Origin of the sequence: Chryseolinea sp. H1M3-3, from assembly GCF_029360725.1 — a bacterium.
GTDB lineage: Bacteria > Bacteroidota > Bacteroidia > Cytophagales > Cyclobacteriaceae > Chryseolinea.
Map to the genome: position 1 here is coordinate 120,054 of NZ_JARKMY010000019.1, position 15,176 is coordinate 135,229.

The 15,176-nt window shown below is 41.1% G+C and carries 12 protein-coding genes; 7 read left to right on the forward strand and 5 right to left on the reverse strand.

Annotated features, from left to right (window positions below):
• The first annotated feature begins 51 nt into the window (after window positions 1-51).
• Window positions 52-573 carry a hypothetical protein gene (locus tag P2W71_RS27710; RefSeq protein WP_276374801.1) on the forward strand — a complete coding sequence of 174 codons (522 nt, stop codon included), beginning with the start codon at window positions 52-54 and terminating at the stop codon, window positions 571-573.
• 201 nt (window positions 574-774) lie between these two features.
• Complete coding sequence (locus P2W71_RS27715) at window positions 775-2,517, forward strand: PQQ-dependent sugar dehydrogenase (protein ID WP_276374803.1); 1,743 nt, start codon at window positions 775-777, stop codon at window positions 2,515-2,517.
• Window positions 2,518-2,584: 67 nt separating this feature from the next.
• Here the strand turns inward: P2W71_RS27715 and P2W71_RS27720 are convergent, their stop codons facing one another.
• On the reverse strand, window positions 2,585-3,868 hold the full coding sequence (locus P2W71_RS27720) for a sodium:proton antiporter (protein ID WP_276374806.1): 1,284 nt from the start codon (window positions 3,866-3,868) through the stop codon (window positions 2,585-2,587).
• A gap of 268 nt (window positions 3,869-4,136) precedes the next feature.
• Between P2W71_RS27720 and P2W71_RS27725 the strand changes: the two genes are divergently transcribed.
• Window positions 4,137-4,601: a nuclear transport factor 2 family protein gene (locus P2W71_RS27725; RefSeq protein WP_276374808.1), complete on the forward strand. Its 465-nt coding sequence runs from the start codon at window positions 4,137-4,139 to the stop codon at window positions 4,599-4,601.
• Window positions 4,602-4,790: 189 nt separating this feature from the next.
• Window positions 4,791-5,852 (forward strand): PAS domain-containing sensor histidine kinase, encoded by a 1,062-nt coding sequence (locus tag P2W71_RS27730; protein WP_276374811.1) that lies wholly within the window; start codon window positions 4,791-4,793, stop codon window positions 5,850-5,852.
• Between the two features lie 161 nt (window positions 5,853-6,013).
• Here P2W71_RS27730 and P2W71_RS27735 read toward each other — a convergent pair whose 3' ends face one another.
• The 3 genes from P2W71_RS27735 to P2W71_RS27745 all read right to left on the reverse strand — a co-directional run bounded on the left by P2W71_RS27735 (window position 6,014) and on the right by P2W71_RS27745 (window position 10,288).
• Window positions 6,014-6,883 carry an SDR family oxidoreductase gene (locus tag P2W71_RS27735; RefSeq protein ID WP_276374814.1) on the reverse strand — a complete coding sequence of 290 codons (870 nt, stop codon included), beginning with the start codon at window positions 6,881-6,883 and terminating at the stop codon, window positions 6,014-6,016.
• Window positions 6,884-6,914: 31 nt separating this feature from the next.
• Window positions 6,915-8,375: a hypothetical protein gene (locus tag P2W71_RS27740; protein WP_276374816.1), complete on the reverse strand. Its 1,461-nt coding sequence runs from the start codon at window positions 8,373-8,375 to the stop codon at window positions 6,915-6,917.
• 395 nt (window positions 8,376-8,770) lie between these two features.
• The gene (locus P2W71_RS27745; protein WP_276374817.1) at window positions 8,771-10,288 is read right to left on the reverse strand and encodes a mandelate racemase/muconate lactonizing enzyme family protein; all 1,518 of its coding nucleotides are present in this window, start codon (window positions 10,286-10,288) and stop codon (window positions 8,771-8,773) included.
• Between the two features lie 234 nt (window positions 10,289-10,522).
• Between P2W71_RS27745 and P2W71_RS27750 the strand changes: the two genes are divergently transcribed.
• The 3 genes from P2W71_RS27750 to bla are packed head-to-tail and all read left to right on the forward strand — an operon-like array spanning window position 10,523 to window position 14,400.
• The gene (locus P2W71_RS27750; protein WP_276374818.1) at window positions 10,523-10,855 is read left to right on the forward strand and encodes a helix-turn-helix transcriptional regulator; all 333 of its coding nucleotides are present in this window, start codon (window positions 10,523-10,525) and stop codon (window positions 10,853-10,855) included.
• Window positions 10,856-10,861: 6 nt separating this feature from the next.
• Window positions 10,862-13,507 carry an ABC transporter permease gene (locus tag P2W71_RS27755; RefSeq protein WP_276374819.1) on the forward strand — a complete coding sequence of 882 codons (2,646 nt, stop codon included), beginning with the start codon at window positions 10,862-10,864 and terminating at the stop codon, window positions 13,505-13,507.
• Between the two features lie 2 nt (window positions 13,508-13,509).
• Complete coding sequence (bla, locus tag P2W71_RS27760) at window positions 13,510-14,400, forward strand: class A beta-lactamase, subclass A2 (RefSeq protein WP_276374820.1); 891 nt, start codon at window positions 13,510-13,512, stop codon at window positions 14,398-14,400.
• 6 nt (window positions 14,401-14,406) lie between these two features.
• Here bla and P2W71_RS27765 read toward each other — a convergent pair whose 3' ends face one another.
• Complete coding sequence (locus P2W71_RS27765; RefSeq protein WP_276374821.1) at window positions 14,407-15,048, reverse strand: hypothetical protein; 642 nt, start codon at window positions 15,046-15,048, stop codon at window positions 14,407-14,409.
• Window positions 15,049-15,176 lie beyond the last annotated feature (128 nt).

Below are 15,176 nucleotides of genomic sequence, written 5' to 3' on the forward strand. Positions count from 1 at the left end.
ACACTGATAGCGGTAGAAACAAATTAATGTCTTACTTAAAAATGTTTAATCATGAAAAAAATAATAATGACAGTATGCGGAGCAGCAATGATCAGTATTGCTTCTCTTGCCCAGGCACAAGATTCAACTTCAACAAACTATAATAGCAATAGTCCCGTTGAACAATCTCAAGATCCACAGCCTAGCCCGAATTTAGATCAGTCTACACCTGCGCCAACGCAAGATCAGTCTGCACCAACACAGGATCAAACGGCGCCAACGCAGGATCCTACAACCCAACCATCTCCAACCACACCGACCCCTCCAGTAGGACCGACTCAGGACCAGTCAACTGATCAACCTGTTCAGGATGGAAATAACGCCATTCAACAAGGTCAATCACGTGAATCAGGTCAGCCTACCGAGTCGCAAACAGATCAGTCTATGGAACGTCCAAGTGAAATGACGCCTGTAGAAGGAAAGCAAGGCCCAAATGGTGAAGCAGTCTTTATGGAAAATGGAAAATATTATTACATGAACGAGGCTGGTGAAAAAAAGAAAATTAAAAAATCTGAATTGAAAGATAAGCAGTAACCATCAGGCTGTCTCCTGGGTAGTAAAAAGGCCTCTGGATTTTTTCCAGGAGCCTTTTTTATTGTTCTAGATGGCGTGGCAGCTTTCGTTGGAAGGGTAGTTTTAACGAATAACTTACCGATCTTAAAAATAGTCTTTTCGCTTTCTTATCTTCACACTAAATATAAAATCAATCTTTGCGATTAATAGATAAGGCTACGCATGTATTTTAAACAATTTGTCATTGCCATTCCAGTCCTGGTCTGTGTTATAGGGATGGTTTCTTCCTGTACACATTCAAAATCATCAGACAAAGTTGAAGCTGTAGTTTCGGATACGGCATCCATTCAAAAGGGTCAAACCATTTTCGCACAACAATGTGGTGCGTGTCATAACTTCCGGCAAGATGGTATTGGTCCTCAACTCGGCGGTGTTACTTCGGTAGTATCTATTGATTGGATAAAAACATTTATTAAAAATCCGCAAGGACTAATTCACTCGGGTGACGAGCGTGCTCAGCAGTTGCATGAGAAGTTCAAAACGATTATGCCATCATTTAGCAGCTTCACAGAGGACGAATTGAATTGTGTGGTGGCCTTCTTAAATACCAAAGCAGCACCAGACCCGAAAAGAACGAAAGTCGATCCCGATGCACTTAAGAACCCCATACCTGAACCGATCGCCATGTCGGACTTGACCATAGGTATCGAGTTAATTACAACTATTCCGGCCAGCAGCACTGAAGGACAATTAACTCGAATTTGTAAAATGGATTTTCGCCCGGACACAAAGGAATTGTTTGTCGTTGATTTACGCGGTAAACTATATCAATTGTTAAACAATCAGCCGAAACTATATCTCGATATGGCGAAAGAAAAACCCAAGTTCATTGACAAGCCTGGTTTAGCTACCGGTTTTGGGAGTTTCGCGTTTCACCCGGAATTTAAAAACAATGGTTTATTGTATACAACTCATGTTGAAAGCCCAGGGTCAGGAAAGGCTGACTTTGCTTATGATGATTCCATCAAAGTAACGTTGCAGTGGGTTTTGTCCGAGTGGAAAACGGAAAGTCCAGATGCGTTTCCTTTTAGGGGAAAAAGCAGAGAACTTTTTCGGGTAAACATGGTGGGCGCTTATCATGGCGTACAAGAAATTACTTTTAATCCTTTATCCAAGCCGGGTGACGAAGATTACGGTTTGCTTTACATCGGTATTGGCGACGGTGCAAGTGTGGAATTTGGTTTCCCTTTCTTGGTTCGTAGCGAAGATAAAATCTGGGGAAGTATTCTGCGTATTGATCCGTCTGGAAATAACAGTAAGAACGGAAAGTATGGCATTCCGGCTGCCAATCCCTTTGCAAAAAGTAAAAATCCGGATGCTGTGCGCGAGCGATTTGCATATGGGTTTCGAAACCCGCACCGCATTACGTGGACTAAACGTGGACAAATGTTAGCTTCGAATATTGGCCATCACAACATCGAGGCCTTATACATGATTCTACCGGGCAGAGATTACGGATGGCCTATACGCGAGGGAACATTTTTGATGAAGTACGATGAAAACATGAGTAACATCTTTTCCCTTCCGGCTAACGACGCTTCTTATAATATTACATACCCAGTTGCGCAGTACGATCACGATGAAGGCAATGCGATCTCAGGAGGCTTCGAATATTGGGGGACTGCTGTGCCTGAGCTGCAAGGCAAATGCATCTTCGGTGACATTGTAAAGGGCCGTGTATTTTTTGTAAAGGCGGATGAATTGAAAATTGGAAAACAAGCGACCATCCAGGAAATGAAAGTTTCTATCAATGGAAAAATAACGACTATGATCGAATTAAGTGGTGCTCAGAAAGTAGATATGCGATTCGGGAGAGATCATAAGGGTGAGTTATATGTGATGACGAAGCCCGATGGAAAAGTTTATCGAGTGGTGAGCGCACGAACAGGGGAGGTACATCAATAACATTACTACGCAAACATGAAACTGATATAAGACGGATACCTTTCCCAAGAAACATGGTAGCGTGTTGTTATCTTTTATCTTGACCTTCTGATAGCTTCACCTTCCTAACCGGCTTCGTTAGCACTTTTTCAGAAACTTTACCAACCGTAAGACCTTGTATAACGATAGAAAAAACAACGACAAAATACGTCATTTCTAACAGTACCTCTTTGTAGAGACCATGCGAAACCGATATTACCAAAGCAATTGACACCCCGCCGCGCAACCCTCCCCATACAAGCATGGTCAACGAACCGCGACTTAGCTTTGGCTGAAAGGGAACAATTAACGATGGAATCCAGATAGATATAAATCGCGCGAATAAAACGACCAAAATAGTGGCGAGCGACAACAGCCAATAGGTTTCAAAATCGGGAATTAATAACAATTCGAATCCGATGAATAAAAATAAGATTGCATTTAAGATTTCATCAATCAGTTCCCAGAATTTGGTAAGGTAGTCCTTTGTTAAGGATGACATTGAAACCCTTTTTCCATAGGTTCCAATGAGAAGCCCTGCAGCCACCATCGTAAGCGGCCCAGAAATGTGGAAGGCGCGGGCAATAAGATATCCTCCCATCACCACTGAAAGCGTAATAAGAACGGACACGACATAATCGTCAATACTTTTAAGAGCTTTTGAAGCTGTATACCCCAACAGGACTCCCAATATTAATCCACCCAATGCCTCCTTGGCCAATAATAATGAAATAGAACCAATTGAAATCTGAGCATCGTCTGTATGCGTTAGTTGTAAAATAACGGCAAATAAAACAACCGCGACCCCATCATTAAATAATGACTCACCAGTAATTTTTGTTTCTAATGATTTGCTGACGTTTGCCTTTTTTAGAATTCCTAAAACGGCGATGGGATCGGTGGGCGAAATCAATGCGCCAAAAAGTAAACAATACAAAAATGGAAGGTTAATCGTAAATAGGGGAGCTACATAGTAAAGAATGACTCCAATCACAAAGGTTGAAATAACAACGCTGATGGTAGAGAAAGTGAGAACAGGTAAACGTTGTTTTCGAAGATCCGCAAAGTTGACGTGGATGGCTCCAGCGAACAACAGGAAATTCAACATTGCACCCATTAACACTTCAGTAAAGTCGAGCTCGGAAATTAGTTTAAAGATCTTTGTGGTCGCGTCAGGAAAAATACTGCTTCCGGCAAACCTGATAATTATCGATGCCACGATGGCCATGAGCATGATACCGATGGCAGAAGGTAATTTGATAAATCGATGATTAATGTATGCAAACAGCGAGGCTAATACGATCAATACTGAAAATGAATAATATAACTCCATAAGCTTTAAAGAGCGACTAAGACGGGTTAAATCAATGTTTGCTTCATTGAGGACTCCTGCAAAATAAGCATAATATTTCGCCGGGTATCACAAGAAAATTGGAATCATTTTTTGATAAGTACTAAATAAGGCACAGTTGCGTATATTCATTACGTTATTTATTGGAGGTTCAGTCCGATAACCGCTCAAATTGGCTGGTAATTAGTGATAAGCGGAAAGCATGAAATGATAAATTGTGTATATATTAACCGTTTGAATAATTACATGCATGAAAAATATATCGCCTGGTTTAATAAAATATTTTTTCTGTTGTGTCTTGGTACTAGTAATGATATCAAATGAAGTGTCAGCACAATCGCCAGATGAGAAGCTCGTTGCACAAGCAATAGAACAATTAACAGAAGTTATGGTCAAACCAGATAGTGCGATCTTAGCCTCACTTGCCTGCGATGCATTGGAATATGTTCATTCGAGCGGTACTGTAAGAAATAAGCAGGGTTTCATTGATGAATTCATGAAAGGATGGACAAAAATGTCAAACCCAAAAATTTCAAATCAAACTATAAAGATCGTTGGCGATAATGCTATTGTGAGACACCGTCTAATTGCCGATGCTCATAACCCAGGCTATCCTGCTGTCATTGACATCATTATCTTGATGGTTTGGAAAAAAGAAAATGGACAGTGGAAACTTTTAGCTCGGCAGGCTGCGCGATTGCCAGAAAAAAAATAGAAAAGTCCTCCTTTGATTTTTTCGTCTGTTGTCTTTGGCAGAATGCCAACATTAAAAACGACACGTAAGTTTTTTATAGTTTTCCGACTTAACAGCGACGCCTTCAAGGCTCATTTTTTGCAAAAAGGGACGTATCTTTCGGAAATTTTCATAATCTCTTCTTAACCGGTTTAAGGAAGTGTCCTTCCCATGAGTGACAATTATTTTAAATACGACCTGTTATTTGAGTTGTCGCCTGACCTTTTATGTATTGCCGGTTTTGATGGCTACTTCAAAAAAATTAACCCCGCAGTTGCAAACGCGCTAGGGTATTCTTTGGAGGAGTTATATGCAAGGCCAATTAATGATTTCGTGCATCCTGATGATAAAGCTGCCACATCCAATGCCCGTACAGAATTGACAAAGTCTAAACCCCTTTTGAATTTTGAAAACAGATACGTAACAAAAACGGGAGAAATTGTCTGGTTGTCGTGGACTTCGCTACCGATACCAAGTGACGACTTAATTTTTGCCATTGCAAAAAACATCACGCATAAAAAAAGGCAGGAGGCTGAGCGCAACGCTATGCTGGCTAACCTTACAAAAATCAATAAAGACCTCACGCAGTTAACGTTTACTACCTCACATGACCTACGTTCGCCAGTAAATGGATTTTTGTCGTTGTTAAGTCTCATTGAGGTTTCGAAGATTACTGACCCGCAGACAATTGAAATAATTGAGGTCATCAAACTTGCCGGCGCAAACCTAAAGAAGACGTTGAATGAGTATGTAGATAACATCAGTGCCAAACATAGGATTGAAGAAGAAACGGTGAATTTACACCAAACGGTGAACCGTGTTCTTCATTCCATTGGCTCTCTTATTCAAACATCAAGAGCTGAAATTCATACTGATTTTTCTAAACTTGAAAATATAAGATGCAATACCGGATACCTGGAAAGTATCATTCTAAACTTGATTACCAATTCTATCAAATATTCCAGACCCGGTAATATTCCAATAATATCCATTTCTTCAGAACGAGGGAGTGGGTTTAATCGATTAAGAATTGCTGACAACGGTATTGGTTTCGATATGGAGAAAGTAAAGGGTAAAATTTTTGGACTGCATCAGAAGTTTCATGATCATGGAGACAGCAAGGGCATTGGCCTATATCTGGTTCATGCACATGTTACGAGCCTCGGAGGCCATATCGATGTTGAGAGTAATGTTAACGAGGGAACAACATTTGTGATTTCTTTTAGAGAATGAAAGGCCGTTGTCGTATTGAAGGCATCGGCATATCAGGCTTGCCATCAGTCTTCAATGAGATAACCAACGGATTGACTACCCAGGAAAAACAGAAAGTCCCATTATAAAATAGCAGAACCACGAACGGATACGTTCATGGCTCCGCTAAGTATTTCATAGCATTATGAATTAACGACTGTTCCGCCGTTTGGATGCAATACTTGCCCTGTAATAAATACACTTTCCTTTGATGCCAGAAAGACATAACACGGGGAAATTTCAACAGGTTGAGCGGGGCGACCCAAGGGAATATCCTGACCAAATTTTGCCACCTTCTCCGCAGGAAAAGAAGCGGGGATAAGAGGAGTCCATACCGGGCCGGGCGCTACTGCGTTAACTCGAATTTTCTTTTCAGCAAGGGATTGAGACAGACTTCTAGTAAAGGCGATGATGGCACCCTTCGTAGAAGCATAATCCATTAGCGCCGGATTACCTTTGTATGCTGTCACCGAGGCCGTGTTAATAATGCTGCTACCTTCTTTTAAATGTGGGGTCGCAAATTTTGTCAGATAGAAATAAGAAAAAATGTTAGTCTTAAACGTTTTCTCCAATTGTTCAGCACTGATATCTTCGATCGAATGCTGTTCATACTGTACAGCTGCATTATTGACCACAATATCTATCTTACTAAATTTTTCAAGCGTCTTCTCTACAATTGTTTCGCAATTTTTTTCTTCCGAAACATCAATGGGTATAAGCAATGGCTCTTTGCCATATTTTCGAATTTCAGAGGCCGTTTCTTTGGCATCGCCATGCTCGTTTAAATAGGCAATTACTACATCAGCCCCTTCTTTAGCAAACTGTACGGCTACGGCCCGGCCGATGCCACTATCACCTCCGGTAATAATGGCAACTTTTCCTTTTAATCGACCCAAACCAGGTTCATCGTTATCATAAATTGGTTTAGGGTTCATTTCCTGCTCAATACCTGGCTGTTGATCCTGCTCTTGAGGTGGAATTTTTTTAGGCATTTTTACTGTCGTCGTTTCCATAATATCTTTTGTTCTTGTCTGTGTTTATAATTTAATATCTCATTAAGGCTGCTATGCTGCTCTGCGCAGGCATGTCTTCCTTATCGACAATGAATACTTCACCGCCGTTTAAAATAGTTTTCATAACTGCCTTGTCCATTAAACTGTCATTGTTTTCTTCTTGTTGTTCGTGAACTGTAAGTTGATTTGCTTGTTCATCGAACGTTCCCCATATCTGCGCATCCTTGTCAACAAATAATTGTGATATGCGCGCGTAGTATGCTGCAGGAATCACGTCTTCTACCACCGAAGAAGTTAGCGCTGTCGCAGACTGATTGCCATATGTTTCCTTTGCCTTGTTTAACCGTTCCCGGAAATAGGGTTCCATCAATTCGCGTGCTTGCCGGTATAGCTGTTGTTCGTCAGAATACTCGAGATTACCGGTGATGTTTTTATCCCAGATATATTGATAGTGGGAAACTTTTTTAAAAAGTGGTATCAAATATTCAACACCAGCCAAAAGTAGTGGAACATGCTCGTTATGTAGAATCTCTTTCCACAACGTTTCGTCTACCTCTTCCAGATACATCGAAATGTTTTCTTTTTCATCAGGTTTTCCTCCGCCAATACCATGATAATTGGCACCCTCACCAGCGCCACTGCTGCCGGTGCGGAAAAGTTTTTGATCATCTTTTTCCTCAAAGTGTACAACATCGTCCACACCATTGGGTAATTCTTTTACCGCTATATATTTCATTCCAAAATTGTCAGCTCTGAAAAGTTTGGCTTGTTTCTTACTGATAACCAACAAATAGAAATATTCCTTACTCAGAAAAAACGGTACGAGCGGCGTTAAATAAAATGAAGTATTAATCAATATTTTTTCTGCTGTGGTTGCCGGCAGCTTCATGAATTTAAAATATCCATCAGCAATGAACAAGCCGAGTCCAGGTGATAAGGCGTACCAAAACGCTTCGTCACGCAACAGGTCATATCCTGGCTTGAGGATGCGTGCAATGGTAGGTTGATCGAACTGTCGCTGTTTCAATGTACTTTCAATTTGTTGAAGTGCATTCTTAAAAGCAATCGGATCCATTTGTTCATTTACCGCTACACCTGACTGATGCGTTGGAATATAAACGCTGATGCAACAATTTGACGTGTAATTTGCAATTTCCTGCAGCCCTTCTTTGGATAAGAATGGTGATAATTCGTCTATCGAAACATTGCTTGATTCGGCTTTGAATGTTTCCGTGACAGATTTATTTTTATTCGATTGACTTTTTTTCTCCGGCGTTTTTCGGCCGTTCCCTTTGTCGACATTTCTATTAGGATGCCGGACACGAACATTCGCGGCGATTTCGTCCGCATCGGCCTGAATGTCGTACTTGTCTTCAACCTCTAATTGCTGATCAAGTGTACTAGAATTAGTAGTGGTAACACCTTTTTGCGTGGTGGTCCCTGATGGTTTGCCTTTCGGCGGATGATATTTTCCTTCTCTGTCTTTTCCCATAACTTTCTTTTTTTTATCAGGAATCGACAATTAATGTACCAGTTAGGCTTTGACGCAGGGTGAATTGCGACGCCGCGCGGAATTGTTTTACTCAAATATGCTCTTAAAATTATTCAACTATTCGCTGAACAATGAGGCGTTTTGTAAGAACCTCTTCAAGGTGCGTTTGTTTTATATGGTCAATAGCTTCTTACGTGTTTGCTCAATACAAAATTAACTTGAGATTTAATTTTCGGAAAGTCAAATGTTGCTATCATCCATGTTCTGAAAAGGGATTGAGCATTTTGCTCGGACGTTACAGATATATTTATCCTGGTCCTATTTTAATAATTAAAAGTTATTGGTTACAAACCGTTGATTGGTCTTCAACCAATAACTTTATCGAATCTTCTCTACTAACTCCACAGTCTGTCATGAGAGCGCTTCTCATTCCACTCCGGTGTCGGAACAAAATAACTTTTATCTTCCGCATGAAGATGTTTCTTGATTTCATCTTCGTTTAACTCTACTCCAAGTCCAGGTGCATCCAGGGGTACGTTTGCAAATCCTTTTGTATACAGCGGTTGTTTACCTACCATGTTTACCAACTTGGGCCACCATGGGTTATCGACAACCTGATTAGGTACCTCCAGGGCTAACACGTTTTGAGTTGCTGCCGCACAATGAACATTTGCCATAAACGAAACGGGAGTTCCTGCAAAATGCATTTTCATTCCCATATCATGCTCCTCTGCATAATCTCCAATCTTTTTGGTCTCGAGTATGCCTCCTGAAGTGCCCATGTCCGGGTGAACAATATCTACCGCATGCACATCGCATAATTTTTTAAATGCTTCTTTCAAATAAATATCCTCACCAGTAATAGTAGGGGAATTGATGGAGTCTGTAATTATTTTCAATTGCTCTGTACAATCCCACGGTACAAAATCTTCCATAGAAGCAAGCCGGTACTTTTCCAACGCATTGGCCACACGTATGCAGTTGTTTAAATCAAAATGTCCGAAATGATCGCCGGACAGCGGGATGTCGTAGCCGATTACATCTCGTATTGTTCCGACGTATTTGGAAAGAATGTCCAGGCCTTTATCTGTAATTTGGATAGCCGATAAGCCATGACGTGTATTCTGATAGGATAAGTAGTCATCCAGATTGGGTTCATTAAAACCGATCACATATTTAGAGTTTACTATTGCACCAGGAACTTTATAATAAGCGTGGACGCCAGGGTGCATTTTCATCCAAGTGAAGCCTTGATCTTCCATACGGACTTTGCAATCGCTCTTAAATTTTTCAATATCAATTTCAGCGCTGTTATGCGCGGGAACATACGCATAGAGTCTTATCTTATCTCTGTATCTGCCTCCTAATAATTGCCAAGTCGGTACATTGTAAGCTTTCCCTAACAAGTCCCACATCGCCATTTCTACCGCGCTAACGCCACCGCCTTTGCGTCCGTGACCTCCATGTTGCTTAATGATCTTGAAAATCATCTCGACGTTACATGGATTTTTCCCCAATATTCTGCTTTTCAGAAAAAGTGCATATCGCTTGTCAGCACCATCTCTTACTTCACCAAGGCCATAAATGCCCTGATTGGTGTCAATACGGATAATAACATTTCGAGCGTTCGTGAATGATGTGCCATTGTCAATGGTGACGCAACGCATATCGGTAATTTTAAGATCTGAAGGATAGGATGTACGTTGCACTTTAGATGTAGTCTGGGCAACGGTATCTTCTATAGGAAGGCTCATTAAACCCGTTAAGGTCATCCCACCCAGTGCCGTTCTTTTTAAAAAATTTCTTCGGCTGTCGCAAGTCGTGGGGCTATCAATTTCTCGTTGCGCGGCTTCTGCTTCATCCTGTTCGAGCTGTTTGTTTTCCTGAATAATTTTGTTGAGAATACTTTTCATAGGTATGGTGGGTTAGGTACATGATTTCCGATATACAATATAATGGATAGCCTTGAATCATATATAGGAAAGCATACGAACGGCTCGCAGTCTTAAAAAAAATGAAGGAGGATACTTTGACTTTTAATTATATTATATACATTTATAAATAATATCAGACTACTAGGACATTAAGCCTTAGTTAAAAAACTTCCAACAGAAACACCTAAACACCTAAACACTTAAACACCTCCAATGAAGGGCACATACCTCGGAGAATTTGAAGAAATCGTATTGCTTGCTGTCGGCATACTGCAAGACACGGCCTATGGCGTCGGTATTTGTAAGGAGATCGAGAACCAAACAGGGCGGTCTGTGAATATTGGCGCTGTTCATACTGCGCTCCACCGGCTGGAAGAAAAAGGATTTCTAAAATCGAAGTTTGGAGAAGCCACAGAAGTTAGGGGAGGAAAGCGAAAAAGAATTTTCGCACTTACACCTTACGGTGTAAAAGCTTTGCGGGAAGCCCAGGAGCTACGCAATCACATGTGGTCCCAACTTCCGAAAATTATTCTTCAACGCAACTGAATTCCAATGCAGCATTCACCACCACGACTAGCACGGAAATTACTTCACTGGTTTGTCAATGCGGAATTTGTTGAGGAAATAGAAGGTGACCTGGAAGAAGTTTTTTATGAACGTTTAACTTATCAAAGCCTGTTTAAGGCGCGACTTCATTACTTTTTAGATGTGCTAAGGGCTATTCGTCCATACCAACCAAAAAGAAAATCGAGTCCTGTCGCCCACGAAATTGTTCATTGGATTTTTTTGAAATTAGCCTTTCGTACTTTGGCGAAAAGAAAGGTTTTTAGTGTTATCAATGTTAGTGGGTTAAGCGTTGGATTGGTGAGCTTCCTGTTGATTATGGAATACGTGGCGTTTGAACGCAGCTATGATTCTTTTCACCATAAGGGAGACAGCATATACCGCGTCGCATTCAATTGGGGCGAGACTGATTATAAAGGAGAAAACTCCAGTATTTATGCATCGAGCGTTCCTGCGCTGGGGCCAGCCGTTGCCGAAGCTTTTCCTGAAATTGACGCCTACACCCGTTTCGTCCCTGTGCTTACTGTTAAGCCCTATTGCGTGTTTAATGTTTTTCAAAAGGGGCGACTCAAATATACCGGCAATGCCGATAATGGTTTTTATGCCGACTCGGCTTTTTTGAAAATTTTTTCCTTCCCCATCGTGGCGGGCCATACGGAGCCGCTTTCAAAACCGTACTCAATAGCCATAACGCAATCTTACGCGGAAAAGATATTTGGGACGCTACCTTACAGTAATATTTTAGGTTCGTCCATTGAGGTAGATGCACAACGTAAGGAAGATCATGTTATCACGGCAATCGTCGCCGATCCGCCGGCCAATTCACATATCCATTTTGATTATTTGATTTCGTATGCAACCATTAACTCCAGCCAACTGGAGGGAAACTTAGGATGGAGCCAATTCTATACGTACATAGTAAGCAACCAGGTTTTGTCGGATGAATGGATGGAGCCCAGATTTCAAGGTCTTGTAGAAAAGCTCTATGGAAACGACTCGCACATCGTCATTTTTCTCCAACCTCTGAGGCAAATTTACTTAGAATCGAAATTGCGTGAAGAGGTTGGACCTTCCGGCTCTTCCCAACAACTCATGTTTCTGACCATCATCGCGTACACAATATTGCTAATGGAATGGATCAACTACATAAATATGTTTTTGGCGAGATCGATGGAAAGATTAAATGAAATCGCCGTAAAGAAGGTGTTGGGTTCAACAAGGAGTCATTTAGTTGTACAATTTTTTGCCGAGTCCATATTGATGAATGTTTTTAGTTTTGGCCTTAGTATTTTGTTAGTATTATTGTTTCAGCATCCTTTTGAAAATTGGTTAGGTAAACCGGTTTCCGAGGTTTTGCTAACGGATACTCCATACGTAGCAACAGTCTTATCATGCATTCTGGCAGGTAGTATAGCAGCTGGATTGTACCCCTCTTTGCTTTTAGCATCTCGCCCGCCCGTTGGCTTGTTGGCTCATAAATATCAGTCATCCGCACAGGGTATTTTTTTTAAAAAAGGGCTTTTGTATTTCCAGTTCATTATGTCATTCATTCTGGTCTCGAGTACGTTAATTATTGACAAACAAATTGAATTTATGAAAAAAGCCAACTTGGGCATGGAGCTTAGCGGGTGCGTTGCAATCCGTAGTCCCGGTACGGTAGATTCCACCTATCATGACCGACTTGAAGCATTTAAAGCCCGGCTCCTTACTTCTCCTTTCATTAAAAATGTGTGTTCTTCTTCGACTATTCCTGGAGTACGAATTAGCAAGTCAGGAGGGGTACAAAGGGTTGTCGGTCCTGAACTTGATGGGAATAATGTATTCTTTCTTCAGGTTGACGAAAATTTTTTGAGCACTTATGATATCCGGCTGATAGCGGGAAGGAATTTTTCTGATAAGCCTTCAGGACTACCAACGGTAATTTTAAATGAAGCTGCCCTTCAAACATTGAAGTTTAATTCTCCGGAGGAGGCTTTAAACCATAGGATTCATTGGCAATTGAAGGAATATGTGGTGATTGGAGTTTTCGCTAATTACAATCATTTGTTTCTCAAAGAAACGTTTGAACCTATCATGTTAAGCTTTCGTCCGTCTACGCCAGGGTATCTCACCCTTAAAATTCAGGAAGGACATACTGAAGAAGCTTTGGCGATAGCAAAACAACAACTGCAGTCCCTTTTTCCGTCAACGCCTTTTGAATATAGTTTTTTAGAATCCACTTATAATCGTCAATATCAGCCTGTGCAACAATTTGAATCATTGGCAAAATATTTTTCGCTCCTTGCCATCACAATATCTTGCCTGGGACTGTTTGCACTTTCCTATTATGCCGTACAAAAGAGACTTATGGAAATAGCGGTAAGAAAAGTTTTCGGAGCCAGAAGTTTTGATATCCTGTTGTTGCTGTCAAAAAGCTATCTGAAGATTACTGTAATCAGCGGTGTTGTCGGTTCATCGTTCACATTCTACTTGATGAATGAATGGCTTCAAAATTTTGCTTTCGCTACCGCCTTAGACTTCTTTGATTTTTTGATTCCTTTCATCTTCATCACAGGCATTGTTCTCATAACGATCAGCTACAACTGCTTGCGGACTTTCTTTATAAATCCATCTCATTCTTTAAAACATAATTAAACATGAATTGCCTTCTTACCGTCCAACTCCTGTTTCTGTCATTATTCATTTTTGGAGGTGATGCTTTAGCTCAAAAGGATTTGAGGGAAAATATATTGGACCTGGTTAATTCTGTCGACGGAAAAATGGGAGTAGGAATTAAAAATGTTGAAAGCGGCGATACCCTTTCCATTCATGGGGGCGATCACTTCCCGATGCAGAGTGTTTATAAATTTCACCTTGCGTTGGCCGTTCTCGATCAAGTCGACAAAGGAAATCTCTCGACTGATCAAAAAATTATGGTAAAACAATCCGAATATTTTCCGGATACGTGGAGCCCGATAGCAAAAAAGTATCCGGAGGGTGATGTCGAATTGACGATCAGAGAATTGTTGCAATACACTGTATCGCAAAGTGATAACGTCGGGTGCGATATATTATTCCGTTTGGCTGGTGGTCCTGCTAAAGTGAACGAATATATTCATCGACAAGGAATAGGGGACGTGGCAATTGTAAATACTGAAGCAGAAATGCATACGGCTTGGGATATGCAATTCAATAATTGGACAACTCCGACAGCAACGGCGCATCTATTGGGACTGTTTACGCAAAGGAAGATTCTTACACCTGTTACACATAATTTTTTGATGGAAACCATGGAGCAGACCATTACTGGCAACAAACGTATAAAAGGACTTCTACCCGTTGGCACCCCGGTAGCGCACAAAACTGGTATGGGCGGCAATGATGCGGGCCTTATCTCTGCCATCAACGATGTTGGCATCATTACACTTCCGAACGGCAGTCACATTGCCATCGCGCTCTTTATATCAAACACAAAAGAAAGCGTTGAAAAACTAGAGGGAGTCATGGCAAAGATTTCCAAGTTGGTATACGATCATTATTCTAAATAAAATATCTCAACTTCTTTTATCAGCCCACCATGCCCACCATACAAACAGCCATTGTAAGTGTCCTGCCCAAGCAATCGCCGTTACGTCAGGTGGAGGTGGACCAACGAGATTCATAATGTGAATAACAAGAAGAAATCCAATCAAACTCCAAAACTTCCAGGTCACTGGTTCTCCTTGGCTTTTCTTCGCGTTTTTGTAAACAATGATCCCTGTGATAAAAATCAGACCCTCGAGCAATATCGTAAGCACGGGTGAATTCCATAATCCGAATCCCACCTTTGGAGATGTACCAGGGTACAATGGTAGGTCTGGAATATGAACGATTAAATCGAGTACCCAATGACTCAGTACCAGAGCCCCCAACAACAAAGCGCTATTTTTATTTTTTGTAATTAGATAATAAATAACTCCCAAAATAAGTGACCACCCAAGCACAACTAGCAGACTATGCGAAATAGGATAGTCGACAAAATCCAGAGGTGTGACCGCCGATATGCCCGGAGAAATCACAACATGTTCAACGCCTAACACCAACAATGTGGGCCAAAGTAAATCAAGAAATTGTGCCGCAAGAAAAAACGTTCCAAGCGATGTAGCAGGTTGAATTTTTTTTGCAATCATCCCAGCGGCGAAGTGACCAATGAACATAGATTTGAAAGTATACGTGCTCCGATATACGGTATTCTAATGCTTAAGTCAAATTCCTACTTAAAATAACAGGTAACGCTATTCAAACGTGCGGATTCCCACGTCGATAGGAAGAACTTTAATACTCC